This is a genomic window from Actinomadura sp. NPDC049382, from assembly GCF_040677125.1.
In the GTDB taxonomy this organism is placed as follows: domain Bacteria; phylum Actinomycetota; class Actinomycetes; order Streptosporangiales; family Streptosporangiaceae; genus Spirillospora; species Spirillospora geliboluensis.
This window is the reverse complement of the sequence record NZ_JBFARO010000020.1, coordinates 37,447-60,351: the sequence shown is the minus strand read 5'-3', so window position 1 is coordinate 60,351 and position 22,905 is coordinate 37,447. Positions and strand designations below refer to the sequence as shown.

Annotated in this window: 25 protein-coding genes; 10 read left to right on the top strand and 15 right to left on the bottom strand. The window is 70.9% G+C overall.

Going from position 1 to position 22,905, the window contains the following annotated elements; translation table 11 throughout:
• Nucleotides 1-287 precede the first annotated feature (287 nt).
• A complete protein-coding gene (locus AB0K34_RS15380; RefSeq protein ID WP_364548989.1) occupies nucleotides 288-1,490 on the bottom strand; it encodes an MFS transporter in 1,203 nt (400 codons plus the stop codon).
• Complete coding sequence (locus AB0K34_RS15375; protein WP_364548986.1) at nucleotides 1,490-2,569, bottom strand: NAD(P)/FAD-dependent oxidoreductase; 1,080 nt, start codon at nucleotides 2,567-2,569, stop codon at nucleotides 1,490-1,492. Before AB0K34_RS15375 ends, AB0K34_RS15380 begins: the two co-directional genes overlap by 1 nt.
• Between AB0K34_RS15375 and AB0K34_RS15370 the strand changes: the two genes are divergently transcribed.
• Nucleotides 2,553-3,131: an XRE family transcriptional regulator gene (locus AB0K34_RS15370; protein WP_364548983.1), complete on the top strand. Its 579-nt coding sequence runs from the start codon at nucleotides 2,553-2,555 to the stop codon at nucleotides 3,129-3,131. The two genes, AB0K34_RS15375 and AB0K34_RS15370, sit on opposite strands and share 17 nt — an antisense overlap.
• Nucleotides 3,132-3,188: 57 nt before the next feature.
• Here AB0K34_RS15370 and AB0K34_RS15365 read toward each other — a convergent pair whose 3' ends face one another.
• A complete protein-coding gene (locus tag AB0K34_RS15365) occupies nucleotides 3,189-3,584 on the bottom strand; it encodes an ATP-binding protein (RefSeq protein ID WP_364548981.1) in 396 nt (131 codons plus the stop codon).
• A 135-nt stretch (nucleotides 3,585-3,719) separates the two neighbouring features.
• Here AB0K34_RS15365 and AB0K34_RS15360 point away from each other — a divergent pair, with 135 nt between their 5' ends.
• From AB0K34_RS15360 to AB0K34_RS15350, 3 genes are all read left to right on the top strand, one after another.
• Entirely contained in the window at nucleotides 3,720-4,538 is an 819-nt protein-coding gene (locus tag AB0K34_RS15360) for a helix-turn-helix transcriptional regulator (RefSeq protein WP_364548978.1), read from the top strand.
• The gene (locus AB0K34_RS15355; RefSeq protein WP_364548975.1) at nucleotides 4,529-4,786 is read left to right on the top strand and encodes a DUF397 domain-containing protein; all 258 of its coding nucleotides are present in this window, start codon (nucleotides 4,529-4,531) and stop codon (nucleotides 4,784-4,786) included. The genes AB0K34_RS15360 and AB0K34_RS15355 overlap by 10 nt, the downstream gene beginning before the upstream one ends.
• Nucleotides 4,787-4,994: 208 nt before the next feature.
• Nucleotides 4,995-5,255, top strand: a complete 261-nt coding sequence (locus AB0K34_RS15350; protein WP_364548972.1) for a DUF397 domain-containing protein — start codon at nucleotides 4,995-4,997, stop codon at nucleotides 5,253-5,255.
• Nucleotides 5,256-5,506: 251 nt separating this feature from the next.
• Here AB0K34_RS15350 and AB0K34_RS15345 read toward each other — a convergent pair whose 3' ends face one another.
• From AB0K34_RS15345 to AB0K34_RS15325, 5 genes are all read right to left on the bottom strand, one after another.
• Nucleotides 5,507-7,843 carry a PQQ-binding-like beta-propeller repeat protein gene (locus tag AB0K34_RS15345; RefSeq protein ID WP_364548969.1) on the bottom strand — a complete coding sequence of 779 codons (2,337 nt, stop codon included), beginning with the start codon at nucleotides 7,841-7,843 and terminating at the stop codon, nucleotides 5,507-5,509.
• Between the two features lie 186 nt (nucleotides 7,844-8,029).
• Nucleotides 8,030-8,308 carry a hypothetical protein gene (locus AB0K34_RS15340; protein ID WP_364548966.1) on the bottom strand — a complete coding sequence of 93 codons (279 nt, stop codon included), beginning with the start codon at nucleotides 8,306-8,308 and terminating at the stop codon, nucleotides 8,030-8,032.
• A gap of 56 nt (nucleotides 8,309-8,364) precedes the next feature.
• Nucleotides 8,365-9,261 (bottom strand): hypothetical protein, encoded by an 897-nt coding sequence (locus AB0K34_RS15335; RefSeq protein ID WP_364548963.1) that lies wholly within the window; start codon nucleotides 9,259-9,261, stop codon nucleotides 8,365-8,367.
• A gap of 122 nt (nucleotides 9,262-9,383) precedes the next feature.
• Nucleotides 9,384-10,106 (bottom strand): C39 family peptidase, encoded by a 723-nt coding sequence (locus tag AB0K34_RS15330; RefSeq protein WP_364548960.1) that lies wholly within the window; start codon nucleotides 10,104-10,106, stop codon nucleotides 9,384-9,386.
• Between the two features lie 48 nt (nucleotides 10,107-10,154).
• On the bottom strand, nucleotides 10,155-11,141 hold the full coding sequence (locus tag AB0K34_RS15325; protein ID WP_364548958.1) for an esterase family protein: 987 nt from the start codon (nucleotides 11,139-11,141) through the stop codon (nucleotides 10,155-10,157).
• A gap of 253 nt (nucleotides 11,142-11,394) precedes the next feature.
• Here AB0K34_RS15325 and AB0K34_RS15320 point away from each other — a divergent pair, with 253 nt between their 5' ends.
• On the top strand, nucleotides 11,395-12,336 hold the full coding sequence (locus AB0K34_RS15320) for a helix-turn-helix domain-containing protein (RefSeq protein ID WP_364548955.1): 942 nt from the start codon (nucleotides 11,395-11,397) through the stop codon (nucleotides 12,334-12,336).
• A 145-nt stretch (nucleotides 12,337-12,481) separates the two neighbouring features.
• On the opposite strand, the gene AB0K34_RS15315 is transcribed toward AB0K34_RS15320, so the two are convergent.
• Nucleotides 12,482-12,967 carry a hypothetical protein gene (locus AB0K34_RS15315; protein ID WP_364548952.1) on the bottom strand — a complete coding sequence of 162 codons (486 nt, stop codon included), beginning with the start codon at nucleotides 12,965-12,967 and terminating at the stop codon, nucleotides 12,482-12,484.
• A gap of 225 nt (nucleotides 12,968-13,192) precedes the next feature.
• Nucleotides 13,193-13,822: an LUD domain-containing protein gene (locus AB0K34_RS15310; protein WP_138635616.1), complete on the bottom strand. Its 630-nt coding sequence runs from the start codon at nucleotides 13,820-13,822 to the stop codon at nucleotides 13,193-13,195.
• Nucleotides 13,823-13,972: 150 nt separating this feature from the next.
• Here AB0K34_RS15310 and sigJ point away from each other — a divergent pair, with 150 nt between their 5' ends.
• On the top strand, nucleotides 13,973-14,890 hold the full coding sequence (sigJ, locus tag AB0K34_RS15305) for an RNA polymerase sigma factor SigJ (protein WP_364548949.1): 918 nt from the start codon (nucleotides 13,973-13,975) through the stop codon (nucleotides 14,888-14,890).
• On the opposite strand, the gene AB0K34_RS15300 is transcribed toward sigJ, so the two are convergent.
• Entirely contained in the window at nucleotides 14,887-15,333 is a 447-nt protein-coding gene (locus AB0K34_RS15300) for a helix-turn-helix domain-containing protein (RefSeq protein ID WP_364548946.1), read from the bottom strand. The genes sigJ and AB0K34_RS15300 overlap by 4 nt on opposite strands.
• Nucleotides 15,334-15,420: 87 nt before the next feature.
• Here AB0K34_RS15300 and AB0K34_RS15295 point away from each other — a divergent pair, with 87 nt between their 5' ends.
• Nucleotides 15,421-16,629 carry an MFS transporter gene (locus AB0K34_RS15295; RefSeq protein WP_364548943.1) on the top strand — a complete coding sequence of 403 codons (1,209 nt, stop codon included), beginning with the start codon at nucleotides 15,421-15,423 and terminating at the stop codon, nucleotides 16,627-16,629.
• A complete protein-coding gene (locus AB0K34_RS15290; RefSeq protein ID WP_364548940.1) occupies nucleotides 16,626-17,522 on the top strand; it encodes a class I SAM-dependent methyltransferase in 897 nt (298 codons plus the stop codon). Before AB0K34_RS15295 ends, AB0K34_RS15290 begins: the two co-directional genes overlap by 4 nt.
• Here AB0K34_RS15290 and AB0K34_RS15285 read toward each other — a convergent pair.
• Nucleotides 17,505-17,810, bottom strand: a complete 306-nt coding sequence (locus tag AB0K34_RS15285) for an ATP-binding protein (protein WP_364548937.1) — start codon at nucleotides 17,808-17,810, stop codon at nucleotides 17,505-17,507. The two genes, AB0K34_RS15290 and AB0K34_RS15285, sit on opposite strands and share 18 nt — an antisense overlap.
• On the opposite strand from AB0K34_RS15285, the gene AB0K34_RS15280 reads away from it, so the two are divergent.
• Both AB0K34_RS15280 and AB0K34_RS15275 read left to right on the top strand, forming a co-directional pair.
• Nucleotides 17,755-18,393 (top strand): TetR/AcrR family transcriptional regulator C-terminal domain-containing protein, encoded by a 639-nt coding sequence (locus tag AB0K34_RS15280; RefSeq protein WP_364548934.1) that lies wholly within the window; start codon nucleotides 17,755-17,757, stop codon nucleotides 18,391-18,393. The two genes, AB0K34_RS15285 and AB0K34_RS15280, sit on opposite strands and share 56 nt — an antisense overlap.
• Before the next feature lie 153 nt (nucleotides 18,394-18,546).
• Complete coding sequence (locus tag AB0K34_RS15275; RefSeq protein ID WP_364548931.1) at nucleotides 18,547-19,548, top strand: NAD(P)-dependent alcohol dehydrogenase; 1,002 nt, start codon at nucleotides 18,547-18,549, stop codon at nucleotides 19,546-19,548.
• Here AB0K34_RS15275 and AB0K34_RS15270 read toward each other — a convergent pair.
• From AB0K34_RS15270 to AB0K34_RS15260, 3 genes are all read right to left on the bottom strand, one after another.
• Complete coding sequence (locus AB0K34_RS15270) at nucleotides 19,522-19,872, bottom strand: DoxX family protein (protein WP_364548929.1); 351 nt, start codon at nucleotides 19,870-19,872, stop codon at nucleotides 19,522-19,524. The two genes, AB0K34_RS15275 and AB0K34_RS15270, sit on opposite strands and share 27 nt — an antisense overlap.
• A gap of 2 nt (nucleotides 19,873-19,874) precedes the next feature.
• A complete protein-coding gene (locus AB0K34_RS15265; RefSeq protein WP_364548926.1) occupies nucleotides 19,875-20,720 on the bottom strand; it encodes a sigma-70 family RNA polymerase sigma factor in 846 nt (281 codons plus the stop codon).
• Between the two features lie 71 nt (nucleotides 20,721-20,791).
• Nucleotides 20,792-22,822 carry a SpoIIE family protein phosphatase gene (locus tag AB0K34_RS15260; RefSeq protein WP_364548923.1) on the bottom strand — a complete coding sequence of 677 codons (2,031 nt, stop codon included), beginning with the start codon at nucleotides 22,820-22,822 and terminating at the stop codon, nucleotides 20,792-20,794.
• Nucleotides 22,823-22,905: the final 83 nt, after the last annotated feature.

Below are 22,905 nucleotides of genomic sequence, written 5' to 3'. Positions count from 1 at the left end.
CACGATCATGGCGCCGTCCACGGCCTGGCATCTCACCGGCCGTATCGAAATCTCGATGGCAGCCGGGTCGCGCAGGATACCCGAAGTGAAGCAGCAGTCAGTTCGTGGAGGACCCGCCGTCCGGCGAACAGCGCCGAGCCGGCCTCGCCGAGGATTCGCTGTTCCCGGTCGGAAGAGGGGCGGGCAGCATTTTGCCGGTACGGCTGTCAGCCGGCGCAGCCTAGAGGTCGGGCGCGATGCAACATCACTTGGCCTGAGGGCTCTCATTCTGCGGCCGCGCCGACTGATCAGCGGCGTGCGGCACCTCGGGCGGCACGGTCGGTGAGGATGAGCGGGAGCGCGAGTGCGGCCAGGGCGGCTCCGATCACGGAGACCCAGGTGAGGGACGTGCCCTGGGCCAGCGCGGCCGCCGCGAGGACGGGCGTGCAGCTGATCCCGAACTGGAAGGCCGACACGGTCGTGGCCCCGGCGAGCGTCGGCGCGTCGCCCGCGATGGCGAAGACGCGGGCGTAGATCGCGGGGTTCAGCACGAAGGCGGCGATCCCGAGCAGGAAGACGGTGGGGATCACCGCCCAGGCTTCGTGGATCGCGACGGCCATGACGACGGAGAGGGCCGCGATCGCGGCGGCGCCGCCGAGGAGGGCGGCATGCGGACGTGCGTCGGAGACGCGTCCACCGATGGACAGGCCGACGAAGGCGCCGATTCCGAAGAGGGCGAGGATCGCGGGGATCCAGAGCGCGGGCACACCGGTGACGTCGGTGAGCATGGCCGACAGGTAGTTGAATGTGATCATGTAGGCCGCGGTGGTCAGGATCGTGATCCCGTAGACGCCCCAGAGCCGCCGTTGCCGGATGGCGGACAGCTCCCGCGACACGCTCGGCCGCGCCGCCGGACGGGGGCCCGCGTCCGCTGCGGGGATCCCGGCGTGGCAGGCGGCGATCCCGGCGAGGGTCAGGGCGACGACGGCCCAGAACCCGCCTCGCCACTGCGTGAACTGGCTGAGCAGGGTGCCCGCCGGACCTCCGGCGACCATGGCCATGCTGAGGCCGCTGACGACGACTCCCGAGGCGCGGGCGTTGCGGTCCGGGGTGACCAGGCTGATCGCGGTGACGGAAGCGATGGCGAAGAAGCCCGCGTAGGCGACCCCCGAGACGACTCGGCTCAGCAGCAGGACGTCGTAGTTCCCCAGCAGCCCGGCGGCGACGCTGACCGCGAACACGCCTTGGGTGGCCATCAGCGCGGTGCGCCGGGGCCAGCGCAGGCTGAGCACGGCGAACGGCGGCCCTCCGATGACGACACCGAGCGCGAACGCGGTGATCAGGAAGCCCGCCGAGGAGAGCGGGACTTCGAGGTCGGCGGCCACGTCCGGCAGCACGCCCGCCAGCAGGAACTCCGCGCTGCCCATCGCGAACAGGCTGAAACCCAGCAGGTAGACGCCGAGGGGGAGCCGCGCGGAGCTTCGGGACGTCTCGGCGAGGTCGGCGGCCATCAGGTCGCGTCCCCCTTGGCTGCGGCTTCGGACAGCTCGCGGTCGAGCAGCCAGCCGGTCATGGCGATGCCCGCCGCACAGCCCGCACCGGCCGCCATGACCACCTGGGCGCGCGGGTTGACCACGTTCCCGGCGGCCCACACCCCTTCGACGGACGTGGCGCCGGCGGCATCGACCGAGACCAGCCCGCTGACCGGGTCCTTCGCCGCGTTCAACGCGGTCAGGATGGCGTCGTGCGGAACCGGGCGGGTCCCGGCGACGATGGCTTCGCAGGGCACCGTCTCGCCGTCGTCCAGTTCGACCACCGCTTCATCGCCGGTGGTCGTAACCCGGGTGACGTGGGTTTCGACGAGGCGTACGCCGTAGGCGGTCAGGCGCTGACGTTCGGCGGTGTCGACCACGGCACCGTTGACGCAGAACGTCACCGACGAGCTGTAGCGGCGCATGAGGGCCGCCAAATGCGCGGATTGCGGAGCCATCGAGCTGCCGATGACGGCGATGGTGCGTCCCCGCACCTCGTAGCCGTGGCAATGAGGGCAGTGATGCACCACGGACGCCCACCCAGCGGCCAGGCCGGGCACGTCGGGCAGCTCATCGGCCAGGCCCGTGGCGACGAGAACCGACCGGGCGCCCAGGGCGCGCCGGTCATCGAGCCGCAGCTCGAACACGCCGTCCTCGGCGCGGCGCACGTCGGTCACCTTCGCTCGCGTCAGGGTCCCGCCGTACCGGGTGAATTCGTCCCGGCCGGTCGCGAGGAACTCCTTCGGCGGCATGCCGTCCCGCGACAGGTACCCGTGCATGTGCGCGGCCGGGCCGTTCCGTGGCTCGCCGCCGTCCACGATCAGCGTCGCGAACTGGGCCCGCGCCAGGACGATCCCGGCCGACAGACCGGCGGCCCCGCCACCGACGATGACGCTGTCCCACACCGTCTCCGCGAGCGATTCGTCCGGACGGTCTGCTGTTGTGTCCATGTGGACCACCTCCACTGACAGCGTCGGGAGGTAGGCCCGAAAACGACAACTAACGTTGCTGTTTCCGGGACACATTGGTTGACTGCGGCGTATGGACGACCAGCCCACCGTCGGCAGCGTGATCGCGCAGATCGCGCCCAGGCTGCGGCGCGCCCGCGACAAGAAGGGCGTCAGCCTCGCCGACCTCGCGCGGACCACGGGCATCTCGACCAGCACCCTGTCCCGGCTCGAATCCGGCCAGCGCAAGCCGAGCCTCGAACTGCTGCTGCCGATCACCGCGGCACTGGGCATCCCGCTGGACGAGATCGTCGCCGCGCCCCGGATCGTCGACCCGCGGGTCCCCCAGCAGCCCACCAAGAAGGACGGGCGGGTGCTGATCCCGCTGTCCCGGCACCAGGGCGAACCGCGCGCCTACAAGCTGATCATCCCGGCGCACGACGAACAGATCCACCTGCGCACCCACGCCGGGCACGAATGGCTGTACGTCCTGCGCGGACGCCTGCGCGTGCGCCTGGGCGACCACGACTTCGTCATGGGCGCCGGTGAAGCGGCCGAGTTCGACTGCCAGATCCCGCACTGGTTCGGCGCCGCCGGCAGCGGCAACGTCGAAGTGCTCAGCCTCTTCGGCAAAAGCGGCGAACGCATCCACCTGCGCACCGGTCACCGCTGACACCGGGCGGATGGGGGGCGGAGGGGCGGACGGGAGGGAACGCCCCTCCGCTGGTCTTCAGGTGCGGTCGATGACCGCGAAGACGACCTTGCCGACGTTGCCGGCCAGGGCGCGGATGCCCCAGCAGCGGGCGTACTGATCGACGATGAACAGGCCCCGGCCCGTCTCGCTCGTCGTGTCGGCCGCCAGCATGTGCGGGAGGCCGCAGGCGGCGTCCTGGACCTCCATCCACAGCGCGTCATCCTCCGTCCGGCTCAACCGCAGGACCACGTCCTCGTCCGTCTCGGACGCCGCGTGCTGAAGCGCGTTGGTGACCAACTCGCTGGCCACCAGACACGGCACGAAGTCGTCCATCCCGTACCCGCCGGTGACCAGCCGCACGAACTGCCGGACCTCCGCGACGACCTTGGGGTCCCGCTTCACCACCATCTCGTTCTGGGCTGCCTCGCCCATGAGCATCTCCTCACCATGTGTGATGTAAGCAACACAGTGAGGCACTTTTCAGCTACGGTGTGGTTGCCGCCAGAAGGTGGCAGACAAAGGAAGATCACTCCCCGTTAAGGCACGTTCCACCGAGAGGCAGGAGCCATGCCCCCGCGACGTCCCCGGCGTCCCAGCGAATCACCAGCCCTCATCGCCTTCGGACGTCAGATGCGCCGACTGCGTGAAGCCAAGGGAATCAAGCAGGAGACCATCGCCCACCTGACGCAGGTCAGCGGTCCGCAAGTTAGCAAGATCGAGAACGGCAAGAAGCGCGCCACCCGCGCCTTCGTGGAGTTCGTGGACGAGTACCTGGAAGCCAACGGCGCACTCATCAACCTCTGGGAGGACCTGAACAAGGACGGCCACCCCGTCCCGATCTGGTTCGACTGGCCCCAGATCGAAGCCGACGCCGCAATGCTGATCACCTATCAGCATTCGGTCATACCTGGCCTGGTTCAGACTCCTGCCTACGCGCTGGCGATCCTGCACGGCAACCAGGAGGCCGCGGACGCTCGGATCAGTCGCCAGAAGATCCTCAAGGACCCAAGAGAAGACGGCTCCTCTCCACCGATCTACGTGATCCTGCTCGACGAGCAGGCGCTTTACCGACAGGTCGGCACGCCCGAGACAATGAGGGAGCAACTGGAGCACCTGGTAGAGATGGGCATGTTGCCCAACATCACGGTTCAAGTAGTGTTGGGAAGTGGCGAACATGACGGCAACATGGGCGCGTTCGTGGTCGCGACGATGGAGGATCGAAGCGAAGTCGCGTACATCGAGACAGCCGTCCGTCCCCTCACGACGGACGACCCCGCAGACATGTCCGTCGTCGCGCGGACCCTGGTCGACCTACGTTCACGGACACTGACAAAAGAAATGTCACGTGAATTCATAAGAAAGGCGGTCCAAGAAAAATGGACCTGAAGAACGCCGAATGGCGCAAGGCCAGCTCCAGCGGCTCCAACGGCGGCAACTGCATCGAGCTGGCTGGGCTCTCCTGGCGCAAGAGCACACATAGCGGCTCCAACGGCGGCGACTGTGTCGAACTGGCGGACGTCGCCTGTGCGTCGGTGGTGGCGGTGCGGGACAGCAAGGACCCGGACGGCCCCGTCCTCCTACTGACCCGCGCAGCCCTCCGCACAGCCCTCCAATCCACCACCACCCCCCACTGACCACCCGGCGCCACCACCCCGCCGGCCCCCTTGAGTAGCGGCGAGTCGTCCCGTCCCCCGACCCGGACGGCCCGCCGCACCCAGCCGTTCCCACGGCTGCCGCCCCCGCAGATCTAACGGAACTTTCACGCATCCTGGTTGAACTCCGGAGCAGAGCGCTGCCGGCAGACATGTCGCGAGACTTCATCAGGAAGGTGACCGAAGAACGATGGACCTGAACAAGGCCAAGTGGCGTAAGGCCAAGCAAAGCCTGAGCAACGGCGGTGAATGCGTCGAACTGGCAAGCGTTCCCGACACTCACTGGCGCAAGAGCACCTACACCGGCTCCAACGGCGGCAATTGCGTCGAGTTGGCCGCCGTCACCGGCGCGATCGCCGTCCGCGACAGTAAAGACCCGGACGGCCCCGTCCTCCTACTGGCCCGCGCAGCCCTCCGCACAGCCCTCCAATCCACCACCGACACCCACTAACCACCCCGGCGCCACCACCCCGCTGGCTCCCTTGAGTAGCGGCGAGTCGTCCGTCCCGTCCCCCCGACCCGGACGGGCCCGCTGCACCCACCCCTCTCACAGGCGAATCCGAGCCGGCGAGTGCGCACCACGTCCGGGTCAGGTTCGGTATTGGTGCTCCGCACCCATGCGTCACTCCAGCGCATCAGCCACGGTCGCCACTCCAAGAAGGGCGTCCTGACGAGCGCCTCGGACATTCCCGGACCGCGGGTTCAGGGCCCGCCGCCGGTGGCGGCGTCGATCGCTTCGAGTTTGTCCTCGTTGAGGACGTAGAGGACGCCGGATGCGACGACGATGCCGCTTCTGACGTCCGAGTCCCGGGTCCAGCGCTGGTGCCCTGTTCGCGCGTCGAAGGCGATGAGCGTGTTGTCGTCTGGCCGGAAGGAGCGGTCCTTGTGGGAGGCGACATAGACCGTGTGCCCCTCGACCCCGGCGAAACCCGCTCCCGAGTCGAGGCGCTTGTGCCATAGGCGCCGGCCGGTCCTGACGTCGATCGCCGCCAGCGAAGTTCGCTCAACGGTGTGGATGAAGCGGGTATAGCTGTCGTTCCAGTCAACGTAGGCAATGCCGCCCGTGGCGAAGAGGCGCCCAGAGGTCTCATCCGAGATGGGGGACTTCCAGAGTTGACGCCCGTCCGAACCTCGGAAGGCGTAGAGAGTGCCGTCTTCGAGCACGTATAGATCCGAGCCCGCCGTGGTCATTTCGGGGTCGTCGACATCATCCGCACCGTCCGGGCTCGGCAGTGCGACGTCCCAGCGACGGCGGCCCGTGTCCGCGGCATATGCGCGGATCCGATATCCGTCTTCGGCCTTGGTGGCCGTGTAGACGTTCGAGTCGCCGGCCGTGAAGGTCGCCACCCGTTCGGTCGTCGCGCGCCAGCCTTCGCCGGATTCGGCCGCCAAGGAGACCAGGACGTTCTCGTCCTCATCCTTACCGGACGTGACCGCGATGATGCCTCGCTCGGTGACCCCTATGTCGGATGTGCAGGCACTGGCGCGGAGCGTCCTAGTCCAGATCCGGGCTCCGGTGGCGGTTTCGACGGCCGACACGCGCGCGCCGTCCTGCCGGTCGCTCTTGTCGATCACCAGGACGAGGCCCGAAGAGCCGGGCCGGGTCGCGCAACTGTCCGCACCCATCGGGATCCGCCAGAGCCGATGCCCCGACCGCGGATCGAGGGCACTCAGCCGCGTCGGGCTCCAGACGACGAGCACGGCGCCGTGACGGCCGACCACCACTTCTCTCTCGCCTGCCTTGGACTCCCAGCGCCGCCTGCCCGTCCGCGCGTCATGAGCGGCGGTCCCGTCCTTCTTGCCGATGTAGACCAGCCCGTCGGAGACGACGGCGGCTCCGACCGCGTCATCGACGGACCACGGCCGGAAACCTCCATCCCGCCCCGAGCCCCCCAGATCCAGCACGGTGAAGACGATCGTGCCCAGCAGCGCTGCGAGCGCCAGCATCGCCCAACCACGTCGCCGGGACCGCAGCGACGCGCGGACGATCGCCTCAGGAGGGCGGGGACGTGAAGCGGCGGGCCTCGGCTCGGGGGCCGGCTGGTGCGGCGGCTCGGTCTCGATCTCCGGGTCCGGCTCGGGTCCCCGCCTCGGTTCCGGCGTCCGGCTCGGATCCGGCTCCGGGTCCGGCTGCGGCTCCGGCTTCGGGGCGGGTTTCGGGCCGGTGTAGGACGAGATCGTGGTGGCGTACTCGTCGATCAGCGTGCGCTGCGGTCCGGCCGTCCAGTCGACCGGTCCCTCCGCGACCGAGTCGGCCAGTTCGGCGAGGATCTCGTCCGGTGCGGGGCGCATGGACGGCTCTTTGGCCAGGCAGCGGCCGATGAGGTCGCGCCGCTCCGCCGGGACGGGGGCCAGGTCGGGTTCCTGTGTCAACACGCGGTGCAGGACCGCGGGGAGGTCTCCGGCCCCGAAGGGCGGGTGGCCGGTGGCGGCGAAGTACAGCACGCCGCCCAACGAGAACACGTCGCTCGCGGGGCCGATCTCCCCGCCGTGGACCTGTTCCGGCGACATGTAGGCGGGTGTGCCGACGAACCCGCCGGTCGTCTCGGTGCCGTCCGCCGCCCGCACGATCCCGAAGTCGATCACCCGGGGCCCGTCCTCGGCGAGCAGGATGTTGGACGGCTTGAGGTCCCGATGGACCAGCCCGGCCGCATGGACGGCCTTGAGCGCCTCCGCGAGCGCCGCCGCCAGCGCGGTGACCGTCCGCCGGGGCAAGGGCCCGCGCGTGCGGACGACGGCGTCGAGTGCGGGACCCGCGACGTGCGCCGTCGCGAGCCATGCGGGGCGGCCGTCGGTATCGGCGTCGATGACGGGGGCCGTATAGAAGCCGCTGACCGCTCTGGCGGCCTCGACCTCGCGCCGGAAGCGCCGCAGGAAGCCGGGGGCGTCGGTGAGGTGAGTGTGGATGACCTTTACCGCGACGAGCCGTCCCCCGGGAGAACGTGCCAGGTAGACGAGGCCCATACCGCCCGCACCGAGCCGGGCCAGCAACTCGTAGGAGGCGATGCGGGCGGGATCCGACGGCGCTAACGGCTCCATTCAAGGGAGCCTTCTGCAGACGTGCGCCGCATGCAACCCATTAGCCGCCTTGATCCCGTCACCGATCCGGCCGCTGACATCCGCACGGCCTGGGACGGCGTCTGGACGGCCGCGATCACGCGGCCGTCCAGAACCGACTCACCAGCTCCTACGGCCCGTCCTCCAAGGGCGCTCGCGTGGGGACGGTCAGGGGAGGGTGGGGATCCTCGGGGCGCTGTCGGTCCAGCCGGCCTGGAGGTACAGGGTCTTGTCGACCTCGCCGGGGACATTGGAAGTGGTGCGCGACATGCTCAGCACGAAAGAGGACTCCGGGTCGATGACCAGGGTGTCGGCCACCTCGCGCATGACCCGCACGTGCAGCCCGACCCCCTTGCGTCCGCGCTCGTCGGTGACCGCGCCCACGGCCGTGACCCCGGGCATGGCGGCGAGCATCCGGTAGGTGGCGGCGCGAACCTTCGGGGGCACGGGGGCCCGGCCTGTGGTGGCTGGGCAAGCGCGAGCATCACGGCGGCGACATCCAGTCAGCCCGAGGGGACGCACAGGAGCAATTCCTGGGCACGGCGGTCGAACCATTCCAGGAGACTGTCGCCGTGCGAGGAGCCGTCCTGGTCATGTGTCACGACCAACGGGTCCGGGGACGGTTGCCCGTTGCCGAGGTCGTAGTAATACCCCTCGGCGGCCTCATCGCAGTGCCCTAGATAGATGCATCGGTCGAACACTCCCGCGCGGAGATCCGCGAGCTGCCAGTCCTCCTCTTCCTCCTCTTCCTCGTCCACGTCTTCTTCGTCGAACTCGGCATTGCGCTCCCGCAGCAGGTCGCCGAGGGTTTCGCCGCCGGAGTCGGTGAACTGCAAATGGGACTCAGGGGACCTCAGCACGGTGTGCACTCCGGCCAGCGCCTGGATCGCGGCGGGAACGGATACGTCCAGCACCGAAATGGGAGGCGAATCCGGCGGGAACGGCCTCTCTCCCCACATCACCTCCAGCCGGGCTCCCTCTTCGGCTCGCGAGGGCAGCGCATCCAAGCTCCTCGGCGCCGTCGAGGAGGCCCGTCGGCCGAAGCGTCGCAGGAATAGGTAGGCGAGTGAGAACTCACCCGACGCTTCCACCAGCGCCAGCCCGAAAACCTCCCGTCGGACGGCGGCCACGAATTGCGGACACGGATCGGCGACCGGAAGCCACACGCGGCTCAGCGCCTCGTCGAGGCTGTATGAGGCGGATATACCCCAGGGGTTCGGGGAGAACGGGACGTCACCGCGCCTACCGAGGAGCAGCAATCCCCGCAGCACTACCTCCCTCTCCTTAAAATGAGGCGCGTGGTCCCGAAGCACCGCTGCGATGGCGTCCGGATCGCTGCTCGCGACTGCCTCAAGCTCTCGCTGCTTACGGAGGAGCCGGTTTTCCCGAGTTGTCGTCACAGGGCCCGAGAATAGCCATGGAAGGGCCGGGATCGAATGCCTGGCCACCGCGCCGTGATCCGGCGATCAGCAGGGCAAGCGCCTCGCCGGAAGGCCGGGCGGCGAGACCGCGCGTCACCAGGTCAGGCCGAGTAGCCCTTCGGTGGGATCAGTGTCGCGAGCTGGTTGAACGAGAGCCAGTAGATCTGGTAGCCCCCGAACGAGGCGGGGTCGGCGATGAGGACGGTGCGCTGCACGTCGTCGTAGCCGATCACGGTGAAGTAATGGTAGATCGTCTGGTTGGACGGGTAGCCGGGCGGCTGGTTGCCGGGCGGGGCCACGATGTTCGCGACGATCGGATAGTTGTTGTCGATGTCGAGCACGACGTCCCGCCACAGCAGGTCGCGCTGCGCCTGCGTGGGCGGGTCGTCGGGCATCTCCTTGGTCTCGTACCAGCCCGTGCCGAGCCGGGCGTTGAGCACCCATGTCACCTGGCCGATGTGGTCCGTGCCGTTCTGCGTGGTGCCCAGTTCGGCGGCCAGGGTCGCCTGGCTCGGCGGCGCGACACGCGCGGAGAGGGCGATGCGGGTGGCTGCGGGCCCGCACCAGTAGCCGGTCTCCTGGACCTGGTAGTCGATCTCCAGCGTGCGGACGGCGGTCGTCCGCGCGGGCTCGACGTGCAGCCGGGTTCCCGGCCTGTTCTGGCCGGCGACCAGGGCCGTTCCGGCGGAGGTCGCATGGCCGGCCACGACCACCGGGGCCGGGGACGGGGGATCCTGCGCGGCGGCCGGTCCGGCCAGGCCGGTGAGGACGGCGGCGGTCGCGACGGCGGTACCCATGGCGGGTGGGATGAGTCTCCTGCGCATCGGGGCTCCTGGGGCGGTCGTCGTGTGGGGATCACGAGGAACGACTGGTCACGCTTTGCGGAGCCGACCGATGATGCCGTCGAGGTCGAGGCGGAACATGCCCTCCCGGAGGACATGGCCGCCCGGCTCCTCATGCCATTCGTGGGGGATGCCGGCGTCGCCGAGGCGGGCGCGGAACTCCCGCTGGCCGGCGAGCACCTGGGTCTCGTTGACATAGTCGGCCCAGTTCACCGGGTCGGGGCTGGTCCCGGCGACCAGGAAGATCCGCTTGTTGAGGTAGCTGGGGATGCGTTCCACGGGGTTGTCCGCGGTGACCCTGGCCTCATCCCACAGCGGCGCCCCGTACACGGTGCCGCCCGCGAGGTCGGCGACCGCGGAGCTGACGTTCGCCCAGTGCACGACGAGGCCCGCGTCGCGGCGCAGGCTCGCGGGGCCGGAGTGGGCGCTGACGGACGCGAAGTGGCCGTAGTACTTCGCCGCGTACTTCAGCGCGCCGAAGCCGCCCATGGAGAAGCCGGAGACCGCGCGTCCGTTGTACTCGGCGTAGGTGCGGAAGTTCGCGTCGATCCAGGGCAGGAGCTGGGCGATGTGGAACGTCTCCCAGTTGCGGGGGCCGACGTTGGAGGAGACGGGGTTGCTGTACCAGCCGGCGTGCCCCCCGTCGGGCATGACGATGATGATGGGCTTGCCGACGGTGATGGGACGGATGCCCCATCGGTCGAAGGCGATGAAGTCCTGGTCGAGGCCGCCGCCATGGAACAGGTACAGAACGGGGTAGCGCCGCCCGCTCGAGTAGTCGCTGGGGAGGAGGACATTGACCCCGGGGTTCCATCCGACCGCGTCAGTGGCGAAACGGTAGTACTTCATGCGGGGGTCGCTCTCGTTGCGTTCGACGATCCGCAGGCCGAACCCGTCACCGGCCGCGTGGGCGGCGGTGGCGGATCCGATGACTCCCGCGCCGCCGAGCGCGGCCGCGGCGGTCACGCCGCCGGCGGTCTTCAGCACCTGCCGGCGGGACATGTTCGATTGGCTCACCCGAACCTCCTGGTGGGGGATTTCCTTGCTCCGTCGGAAGAAGCGGATCCGCCGCCTCGGGGCTCTTTCGGCCGCGGTTCCGCGTCGGCACGCGGGAGACGAATCAGCACGCAGCGGATGGTAAGGGCCTGGCGAACAGAAGGCAGCGGAGGTATTCGGGCCCAGTCGAAATCCCCTCGTGACCGCCGCTCTTTAATCTTGGGCGATGGGCGGCGTCCTGCGCGTTCACTTCAGTGACCGCGATTTTCGGCACGTGCAGCTTGCGAGATCCGCCGATCCGATATGGGAGGCGTTCCTCGGGCTCCACGTCCTCACCACGTCCCTGGCCCGGCTGCCCCGGCGGCTGCACCCGTGGCGGCGCCGAGCGGTGGAACGGCTGCGGGACGACGACCTGCGCGCGGCGTCCCGGCTGCTCCGGGACCTGGCGCCCGCCGACGCCGCGTATTTTCCCGACTTTCTGACCCCCACCGAGTCGGAGGAGGGGATGGCGGCCGCCTTGCGGACGCTGCGCGCCACGCCCGGCGCCCGGCTGGCCCGCGAACTGCGCGAGGCGGCCCGCTACCGGACGCTCCCCGGCTGGACCCGGCGGCTCGCCTCGGGCGACCGCGCCCTGCTCGACCAGGTCGCGGACGCCGTCCTGCACTTCCACACCCGGCTGATCGCACCGGACTGGAGCGAGGTCGAGGCCACCGTCGCCGCCGACTGGGAGCGGCGGATGGAGGCGCTGGAGGGCGGCCCGGTGGCGATGCTGGAGACGCTGGCACCGTTCGTGTGGCGAGACCCCATCCTCACCGCGCCGTACCCGGTGAACGCCGAACTGCGCCTGAACGGACGCGGCGTCCGGCTGATCCCGTCCTTCTTCTGCCACACCGCGCCGATCGCCATCGCCGACCCCAGCCTGCCGCCGGTCGTGGTCTACCCGATCCGCAGCGAGCCCCGGGAGTCCGGCACCGCCACCCGCCACGCGGACGCCCTCGCCGCCCTGCTGGGCAGCGGCCGGGCCCGTGTGCTCAGCGCCCTGACCGTCAGGTTCACGACGGGGGCCGTCGCCGTCCGCCTGGGCATGCCCGCGTCCACGGTGAGCGGTCACCTGAAGGTGCTGCGGGACGCCGGCCTGGTCCACAGCGAGCGGGACGGCACCCATGTCAGGCACCGCCTGACCAGCCGGGGCCGACACCTCCTGATGCCTCCCTGAGAGCCCGGGGAGGGCGCAACTCCACGGTCCCGGCAGAGCGCACATGCCCGGCGCGGTTGTGGTTCCCCGACGCGCGACCCAACCACGCGTGGTGAGGCGTGGGGACGCTCCGTGGCCCCGCCGTGGGGCGGTGGTGCCACGGTGTTCATCGGCTGGGGCGGCGGCCTGGGGTTGGGAAGACTTTGTGGGCGCGTTGTGGGGGGAATTGCCAAATTTGCTGGAGTTCCTCTTCGGTGAGCGGCTCTGTGCGGATCACCGGGTCCGGTGCGGGGAGGGTGCAGCGGCCGTCCATGTGCATGCTGCCGTAGACGATGTAGGGGCAGCGGCCCGGTGACTGGTAGCCGTGGCCGCGGGGGCTCACCTCGACGACCGCGTCGCACCACTGGCAGCGGCACCACCATTCCCAGTGGACCGACAGGTCGAAGGGTTCGAGGGGGATGAATCCGACGCGCCGGACGGCGGCGGCCACGTCCTCGGGTACTGACGGGTCGGACAGGTAGCGCTGGCCGCGCTCCCATTCCGTCCGGACGGCGGTGGCCGCGGTCATGTAGGGCTCGCCGGTGGCGGCCTGGCGGCGGCGGATGCGGCGCTGCAGGTTGCGGGAAGGGCGACGATGGGGGTCGGCGGTCACGACGTCCTCCGGCGGAGTCCTACGCGCACCGCTGGACGGCATGGGCTCGGGTACCACGCGTCGTCCATGGACGCTTCGTCGTCGGCGCACCAGCGGCGTAGGCGCTCAGTGCTCAGACGGGCAGGCGTGGCTTGCCCGCGCAGGAGGATACCGCCCTGTGACCGCATCGCGCTGGAGAGTAACCAAAACCGGTCCCTCGCGCTGGTCGGAAGGACCGGTCCCGGTTCAGAAGCCGATGGCCTCGCGGAGCAGCAGGACGATGCCGCGCCCCGGCTCGGGTTCGGCGTTGAGGATGAGGACGCGGTTGAGGGCGCTGGGCTGCCCGTAGACGCCCATGGCCCGCTGGTTCTCAAGCGGGAGGCAGTGGTCTTCGACACGGCGCAGCGCCGTGTCCAGGTCGGGCACGACCTTCTGCGCTCCCACGATCCAGATCGCGCGCATCGCGGCGCCCGAGTAACCGGCCAGTTGGCTTCCGCTGGCCGAGCCGGCGACGAGGGATCCGGTCTCGGTGACCGCGGCGACGCTGCCCACGATGACGTCGGGGCAGGCGATCATCCGCCACAACTCGTTCAGCTGGGTGGCACGGTCCATGGTCCTGCTGCGCGCCTTGACGGACGCGTATCTCCCGCTTCCGTTGATGTCCTCGTCGATCCCGGACAGGCGGAGGGTCTCGCTGGCCCCGGTGAACACGTCCGCGCCCTCGGGAATCAGCTCCTTGACGCGCTCGCGCGCGGCGGCGGCGTCATCGAGGATCTCGACGGTGAAACCGTGCGCGGTCAGCGCGGCGGCCGCCCGCTCCAGGCGCTGCGCGGGCGCCGGGACGGTGAAGGATGCTTCCGGCGTTGAGGTGGTCATGGTCTTCCTGAGCCTCCGGGTGATGTGCTGGTCTCGGTGGTTCGACAACGCGGCCGTCCGGAATGTGAGGCGGCGGACCGGCCTCACATTCCGGGGCGCCGTCTTGTCGGACAGGTGAGGACGGAAGCGACCGAGGGAGCCGCCGGCACCATGACCACCCGAGGGCGGGATCCGCTCGATCCGGGTCTGGACGCGATCATGAGAGAGCGGCGCCAGCTGATCAATCTCGCGTACCGGCTGCTCGGATCGGTGGCCGAGGCCGAGGACGCCGTCCAGGAGACCTATGCCCGCTGGTACGCCATGTCGCGGCAGCAGCAGGACGCCATCCAGTCGCCGGGCGCCTGGCTGACGACGGTCGCGAGCCGCATCTGCCTCAACGTGCTCAACTCGGCGCGCGCGCGGCGCGAGACCTACGTGGGCGAGTGGATCCCCGAGCCGCTCCCCGAACGCGCGGAGTGGACCGGCGGCGTCCCCGCCGACCCGGCCGACCGGATCACCCTGGACGAGTCGGTCAACCTGGCCTTCCTGGTCGTGCTCGAATCGATGACTCCGGCGGAGCGCGTCGCGTTCATCCTGCACGACGTCTTCTGCCACTCCTTTGCCGAAGTCGCCGAGATCGTCGGCCGCACGCCGGCGGCCTGCCGCCAGCTGGCCTCGTCGGCGCGCCGCCGCATCCGCACTGCGCAGGCCCCCGCGAGGACGACCGCCCCGCGCGCCGAGGTCGTCAGGGACTTCAAGCGGGCGTGGGAGGCCAAGGACATCGACGCCCTCATCGGCCTGCTCGACCCGGACGCCACGGCGATCGCCGACGGCGGCGGCCAAGCCGTCGCCTTCCTGGACCCCATCGAAGGCGGCGAGCCGATCGCGCACGCTTGGGTCGAACTGGCCAACCTGAGGCCCGCCAACATGGCGCTCTTGGAACGCACGGTGAACGGTCAGCCCGGCCTAGTGGCCCAGGAGGACGGCGTCACCGTGACGGTGTTCGCCTTCGACGTCGTCGGCGACCGCATCAAGCACATCTGGGTAATGCGCAACCCCGAAAAGCTCCGCCACTGGACGGTCGGTTAGCGGGTCTTCTGTACGTGGGTGGTGTCGGCGTCTAGGACGGTGCCGTCGGTGCTGGTCGGGGTGAGTTCCGGTATTGGGTCGCCGTGCTGGTCTACGAGGGTTGAGTGGGCCTCGCCTGGGGCGAAGGCGTGGCGTTCTCCCCACTGCCGCAGGGTGAGGACGACGGGGAAGAGGTCGCGGCCTGCGTCGGTGAGGACGTACTCCTGGCGGCGGCCGGACGGCGCGGTGCGCTGGTCGAGGAGCCCGTGGGCGGTGAGCTTGCGCAGGCGGTCCGTGAGGATATTGCGGGCGATGCCGGTGCGTCGCTGGAACTCGGTGAACGAGCGTGCGCCGTCCATCGCGTCGCGGACGATGAGCAGGCTCCACCTGTCGCCGACGAGGTCGAGCGTGCGCGCGACAGGGCAGGTGGGGTCCGTCCAGTCGACGTCCTGAGCGCGCGCCATGACCCCTCCCGATCGGTTGCGGATTGAAACCATCATGCCGTACGGTCCAATTGGTTGCAATTTGCTACTAATCGGCTTGGAGGGGCGATGGGCGTGTGGCGGCGGTTGCTGCTCGCGGTGGTGTGCGGTGTCGCGGTGGCGAGCATCTACGCCGCGCAGCCGGTTCTGGAGCCGATGGGACGCGATCTCGGTGTGCCAGCACGGCACACCGGGTGGATCATCGCGGTCGGGCAGGTCGGTTACCTGGCGGGGCTCGTGCTGCTGGTGCCGCTCGGCGATGTGGTCGACAGGCGCCGGCTCATCGCCGTGCACCTGGCACTCACCGCCCTCGGCATGATCGTCACGGCCTCGGCGCCGGCCGCATGGGTCGCGTTCGCGGGGTTCGCGGCGGCCGGGGTGTTCGCGGTCGTGGTGCAGACGACGGTGGCCTACGCCGCGTCCGTCTCGCCGCCCGGCGAACGCGGACGGACCATCGGCGTCGTGACCTCCGGCGTCGTGGTCGGCATCCTGGGCGCGCGGGTCGTCACCGGCATGCTCGCCGAGGTGTGGAGCTGGCGGAGCGTCTACGCCGTGCTCGCGGTCCTGTCGCTCGGGCTCGCGGGCCTGGTCCTTGCCGTCCTACCGGCGGAAGAGCGTCGCGATCGGACGGGGTACGGGCAGGCCGTCGTCTCGCTCGGCGGGCTGTTCGGGCAGCGCGTCTTCCTGACCCGCGGGCTCATCGCGTTCTTCCTGTTCGCCTCGTTCGGCAGCCTGTGGAGCGGACTGTCCCTGCCGCTGGCGAGCGGGTCGTGGCACCTGAGCGAGAGCCAGATCGGCCTGTTCGGCGTCGCCGGGCTGGCGGGCGCGCTCGGCGCGGCACGTGCGGGCAGGTGGGCGGACGCGGGACGGGCGGCACCGGTCACCGGTCTGGCACTCGTCCTGCTCATCGTCTCGTGGGCGGCGATCGGGCAACTGCCGTGGTCGCTGTGGCTCCTCGGCGTCGGAATCGTGGTCCTCGACTTCGCGGTCCAGGCCGTGCACGTGAGCAACCAGCACGTCCTGACCGCCGCGTATCCAGATCGCACCAGCAGCGCCATCGGCGGCTACATGGTCTTCTACTCGCTCGGCTCCGCCTTGGGCGCGGCCGCGACCACCGCCGTCTTCGCCTCCCACGGCTGGACGGGCTCCAGCCTCCTCGGCGCCGCTTTCGCAACGTGCGCGCTGGTCGCCTGGACATCCGCCAGGCGTCCACACGTGCCGCGCGTTGCTCGTGAGCGCGTCGAGGTGCGACCGTTGCGGCGAGGGGGTGTGCGATGAAGTCGGGCGGAGCCAGCCGGACGGCGGTCTTCGTGTGCCAGGGGCGCGCGGTGGCGGACGGCAGGCTGGCCGCGGGGCGGTTCAGCGATCCGGTGGCAAGGCGACTGCTCCGGCCGGACGAGCTGGAGCCGGTCGAGGCGGCGCGGGACGAGGCCGCCGCCGAGCGGGCCGGCGGCCGGGAGCGGTGGGCGGTGGAGTCCGTCCGCGCCTGCGCCGAGGTCGTGGTCCCCCGCACGGTGGTGATCGACGAGGCGGTGACCCGCGCCGTGACGGACCGGAACGGCATGCAGGTGGTCCTGCTCGGCGCCGGGCTGGACGGCAGGCCGTGGCGCCTGCCCGCTTTGGAGGCCGCGACGGTGTTCTGCGTCGATCACCCCGCCACGCAGGCCGACGCCCGCGAGCGTGCCGCCGGGCTGACGCCGGTGGCGGGACGGCTGGTGTTCGCCCCGGTCGACCTGACCACCGAGCCACTGGACGCCGCCCTCGAGGCCGCCGGGCATGACCGGGCGGCGCCGACCGTCTGGGTCTGGGAGGGAGTCGTGCCCTACCTGCGCGAGCCCGAGGTCGCCGCGACGGCGACCGCGCTGGCGGGACGGTCGGCGCCCGGCAGCGTCCTGCTGGTGAACTACCAGGTGCCTTCGCTGACGGCCGCGCTCGGCCGAGGCGTGCTCAACCTCGTCGCCCGTGCCGGCCGCGTCGAGACGGCCACGGCGGACGAGCCGTGGCGCTCGGCATGGAGGCCCGCCGAGATGGCCGGCCTCCTGGCGGCGCGGGGCTTCGCCGTCGAGCGGGACGCCGACCTGCTGCGCCTCGCCCGTGAGATCGGATCGCCCGCCGCGCACAGCCGGTCGCTGCGCAACGGCCGGGTGGCCGTGTCAAGGATGCGGGGGTAGCAGGGCGCGGAAGGTCGTGCCGGTGTCCGGGGCCGTGCGAACCTCCACGTGGCCGCCGCCGGCCCGGACCAGGGAGTCGACGATGGCGAGGCCCCGGCCCGCGCCGCCGCCTCTGTTGGCGCGGGCACGGGCCTCGTCCGCGCGGACGGATAGGGTGCGTCCGGAGGACCGAGTTATGACCCTGCCGAGTGATACCGACGATCTGCCCCGTATTCCGTTGAGTCGGAGGCGGGTGCTGCGTGGTGCGGTGCGGCTGGCCGACCGGGACGGCGTCGACTCGCTCACCATGCGCAAGCTCGCGCAGGAGGTCGGGGCGGAGGCGATGTCGCTCTACCACCACGTCGCCAACAAGGAGGCCGTGTTCGACGGCCTGGCGGAGATGGTCCTCGAAGAGGTCATGGAGGCCGTGGGCAAGGTCGAAGCGCCCGACCCGGCGGAGGACTGGCGCGCGGCCCTGCGGGCGCGGGTCCTCGCGGCCCGGGAGGTGCTGCTGCACCACCGGTGGGCTCCGCAGTTGCTCGCGACCCGCACGAAACCGCTCGTCATCGCCTACTACGACCAGGTCGTCGGCATCTTGCGGGCGGGCGGGTTCTCCTTTGATCTCGCGCACCGCGCGCTGCACGTCCTGGGCAGCCGCGCCCTCGGCTTCACGCAGGAGTTGTTCCAGCCGGACGCCGCCCAGGGCGTGGACACCGAGGCCGCCATGGCGGAGATGGGCGACCGGTTCCCGAACATCGTCGGGATGCTGGCGGACGCCGTACACGACGATCCGGACGGCACGCTGGGCTTCTGCGACGACCAGTTCGAGTTCGAGTTCGCGCTGGACCTGATCCTGGACGGGCTGGAGCGGCGCCGCGCCGCCGGTTCGTAACGCCGACCGAGTGACCTCCATCGGGTGACCCTTTCTTCAGCGAGCCCCTTGACTCTCTTACGGCGTACGTTAGCCTTACATAGTACGACAGACTTACGACGTACGACGAAGACAGGCACGGGACTCCATCACCCCCCCCGAAGGGAACCCGCCATGAAGGCTTGGAGCTGGCACCGTTACGGTCCGCCGTCCGAAGTCCTGACGCTCGTGGACACCGACGAGCCCGGCGTCGGCCCGGACGACGTGCTCGTGCGGGTGCGGGCGGCGTCCGCCAACCCCTACGACTGGCGCCACGCGATGGCCGACCCGAAGCTGGCACGGCTCAGCGCCGGGCTGCGGCGGCCGAAGCCGGGGCTGGTCCTCGGGGCCGACCTCGCCGGCGTCGTCGAGCGGGTCGGCGAAGGGGTGACCCGGTTCCGGCCCGGCGACGCAGTGTTCGGGGAGGTCAAGCTGGGCTCGTTCGCCGAGGCCGCCGCCGTCCCGCAGGACCGGCTGGCCGCCAAGCCCGCGCGCCTCACCTTCGAGCATGCGGCGTCGGTGTCGATGGCCGCGCACACCGCGCTGCAGGGGCTGCGCGACTACGGCCGGATCGCCGCCGGGCAGCGGGTCCTCGTGAACGGGGCGTCCGGCGGGATCGGCACGTTCGCCGTCCAGCTCGCCAAGGCGTTCGGGGCCGAGGTCACCGGCGTGTGCAGCACCCGGAACGTCGAGCTGGTCCGTTCCCTGGGTGCGGACGACGTCGTCGACTACACCCGCGAAGACTTCACCGAACGGGACGGGCGCTACGACCTCGTCATGGACATCGTGGGCAACCGGTCGTTGGCGCAGCTGCGGCGTCCGCTGGTCGCGCGCGGGACGCTCGTGATCGTGGGCGGCATCGCCTCGGCTCGCGGCAGGCTGCTCGGCCCCGCCGCCCTGGGGCTGCGAGGCGTCCTGGTCTCGCCCTTCGTCGGCCAGCGCATCGCCAACGTCAGCTGGAAGCCCAACTCGTCCGACCTTGAGTTCCTGGCGGAGCTGATGGAGAGCGGGAAGGTCACGCCCGTCATCGATCGGACCTACCCGTTCGCCGAGGTCCCCGAGGCGCTGCGGTACATCGAACGCGGCCACGCTCGGGGAAAGGTCGCCATCTCAATTGGCGATGGCCAGGGTGAGTGAGGCGGCGGCCAAGGCCAGGAAGGCGCCGGGGAAGGCGATGTTGTAGAAGACCCTCGCCCGGACGTGCGCGGCCACCGCGATGACGAAGAAGGCGACGAGCCCGGCGGCCGCGGCGATGCCGATGACGTGCAGGCCGAGCAGTCCGAGGACGAGCCCGGCGGCGCCGGCGCCCTTGAGCGCGGCGAGGAGCGGGAGCATCGAGCGCGGCACCCCGACCTCCGCCGAGTTCGCCAGGACGAACCGGGCCTTCGCCAGGTCGGCGACGACGATCGCGGCGTTGATCGCGACCGTGATGAGCGTGACGGCGATGTACGTGGTGGACATGGTCAGTCCTCGATGTGGAGCAGCGCCAGCCGCCGGGGGTCGGCGACGACGTCGTAGCGGACGATGAGGCCGTCGGCGATGTGGAACACGAGGGCGGCGCGCGGGCGGCCCGGGCCGACGGCGATGCCGGGCCGTCCGTCGATGCGGACGAGGCGTGCCCGCACGGCGGCGGAGCGCATCGCGCGGGTCTCCTCGACGACGGCCTCGAGCCCGTGCACCCGCTGCGGGGCGCCGGGGCGCAGCACCTGCGGGTCGGCCGTCCTGACCACGTCGGGATGCAGGACCTCGACCAGGCCGTCGATGTCGCCCTGCTGGGCCGCCTTCATGAAGGCGGTGACCACGCGCTGGGCCTCGCCCGACTCCGCGTCCGGCCATTCTGTGCGGCGGACGCGGCCCCGGGCGCGGCTGGCCAGCTTCTTCGCCGAGCCCGGTGTCGTGTCCAGGATGTGGGCGATCTCCTCGAAGGGCGCGCCGAACACGTCGTGGAGGATGAGCGCGACGCGCTGCGGAGGCGTCAGCTCCTCCACCACCACCGTGAAGGCCGCGGTGAGCTCGGCGGCGAGCAGCGCGACGTCCTCGGGGTTCTCGCCGGTCGCGGGGGTCGGGAGTTCCTCGGGGCTCCGCGGGGTCTCGTGGGTGCGGCGCAGGACGTCCAGGCAGAGGCGGGTCACCACGGTGGTCAGCCACGCCTGTGTGTTGCGGATGTCGGCCGGGTCGGCGCGGGCGTACCTGGTCCATGACTCCTGGACGACGTCCTGCGCGTCGGCGTCCGACCCGAGGATGCGGAACGCCACCGCCAGCAGATGCGGTCGCTCGCGGTCGAAGGCCGCTGCCTGGTCGGTACTCACGTCCCCTCCTGTCCTTCGTGTTCGTCTACACACCAGACGCACCAGGGCCGCCGAAGGTGACTCACCCCGGGCTAGGTGCGCAGGGTTCGCGCGACGAGGAGGGCGATGTCGTCCTCGGCCTGCCTGTTCCCGGTCATGAGCCGGATGACGGTGGTGCAGAAGTCGTCCAAGGGCGGCTCAGCCTGGGCCAGCGCCGTGCCCAGGCGCTCGATGCCCGTTTCGATGTCGGCGTCGCGGGTCTCGATCAGGCCGTCGGTGTAGAGGGCGATGAGGCTGCCTTCGGCGAGATCGACGGTGAGCGGCTCGTAGTCGCCGATCCCCAGCCCGATCGGCAGGCCGCCCGGCGGGCGCGGGAAGGCGACCTCGCCGTCCGGATGGACGATCGCGGGCGGCGGATGCCCGGCGGTGGCGATCGTGCAGAACCCGGACGCCGGGTCGTACACGGCGTAGACGCAGGTCGCGCCCGCCGGGTCGAAGGGGGTGCGCTCCTCCTCGGCCTGCCGGACGACCAGCCGGTCCAACTGGAGGAGCACCCGGTGCGGCGGCAGGTCCAGGTAGGCGAGGGTGCGGACGGCGGTGCGCAGGCGGCCCATCGTCGCCGCCGCGTTGATGCCGTGGCCGGTCACGTCCCCGACGACCAGGGCGATCCGGCCGCCGTCCAGCGGGATCGCGTCGTACCAGTCGCCGCCGACGCCGACGTGCGCGTCGGACGGCAGGTAGCGGGAGGCGACGTCGACCGCGCCGCCGCCGGTCAGGTTCCGCGGCAGCAGGTTGCGCTGCAGCGCGAGGGCGGCGGCGTGCTCGCGGGTGTACTGGCGGGCGTTGTCCAGGCTCAGCGCCGCCCGCGCGGCCAGTTCCTCGGCGAGGACCAGGTCGTCGCGGGTGAACGGCGTCCGGTTGTCGGTGCGGACGAACACGGTCACGCCCAGGATGTCGCCGCGCGCCTTCAGCGGGACGACGATCAGCGTGTGCATCCCGGTGGCGGCGATGACCCGGGACCGGTCCGGGTCGACGTCGAGCCAGCCGCCGGGCGAGGTGTCGAGCACCGGCTCGAAATGGGACCGGCCCGTGTCCAGGACGCGGGTGAACGGCGAGGCCGGCGGCACGTACACCGGCTCCCCGATCGGCCACATCGACTCGGGGACGCCGTCGTGGATCGACGCCGCCCCCGCGCGGCGGAACACCGGGACGCTGTTCTCCGACGAGGTCAGATGCTGCAATGGCTCGGCGTCCGGCAGCACGGACTCGGCCAGGTCGACGGTCACGAAGTCGGCGAGGTCCGGGACGGCCAGGTCCGCCATCTCCTGCGCGGTCTGCCGGACGTCGAGGGTCGTGCCGATGCGGGTGCTGGCCTCGCGCAGCACGGCGAGGCGGCGGCGGGCCCGGCTGTGGCTGATGTCCAGCGCGACCGAGCACACGCCGAGCGGCCGGCCGTCCACGCCGTCGAGCCGGAAATGGGAGATCGACAGGGTGACGTCCTCGCGGCCGTCGGGCGAGGTCCGGTGCACCTCCTCGTCGAACAGCGGGACGCCGTCGGCGAGCACCCGGCTGACCGCCTCCACCGCCGCCCGCGTGTCGATCCCGGGCGGCGGGTCGGTGAGCCGGCGGCCGACCCGGTAGTGCGGGAACACCGGCTGCAGGCGCTCGGCCGCCGTGTTCACCCAGACGCACCGGAGGTCGCGGTCCCAGACGAGCAGGGCGAGGGGCGAGCGCCGCAGGAGCGGTTCGAGCATCGAGGACATGCGGTCGGACGCGTCCTCCACGGAGCCCATGCAGACCAGCCAGGACGGCCGCTCCCCGGCGCCGTCCAGCCGGAGGACGTCGGCGTGCACGACGAGCGCGCCGCCGTCGCCGCCCCGCACCTCCAGCAGCCCCGACCAGTGCTGTTCCGTCCCGTCCGGCCAGGTGGGCTGCCCGGCGTCCGGGCCGCGCGGCGGGAGCAGGCGCACCTCGCCGCGGCCGAGATCGGTGTCGCCGTGGCCGAGGAGTTCGCGCGCGGCGCGCGTCCAGCCGGTCACGGTCCCGTCCGCGGCGAGCACGGCGACCGCGTCAGGTCGCCCGCGCGGCGCCCCGCCGCCGGCCGTGCTGTCGGATGTCGTCATCGTGGCCCCCGTCCGATGTGAAGACCCGGCACCTCTGGGCAATGCCCCGATACGGAGAGTGAGCGACATCTGATCATTAAGGA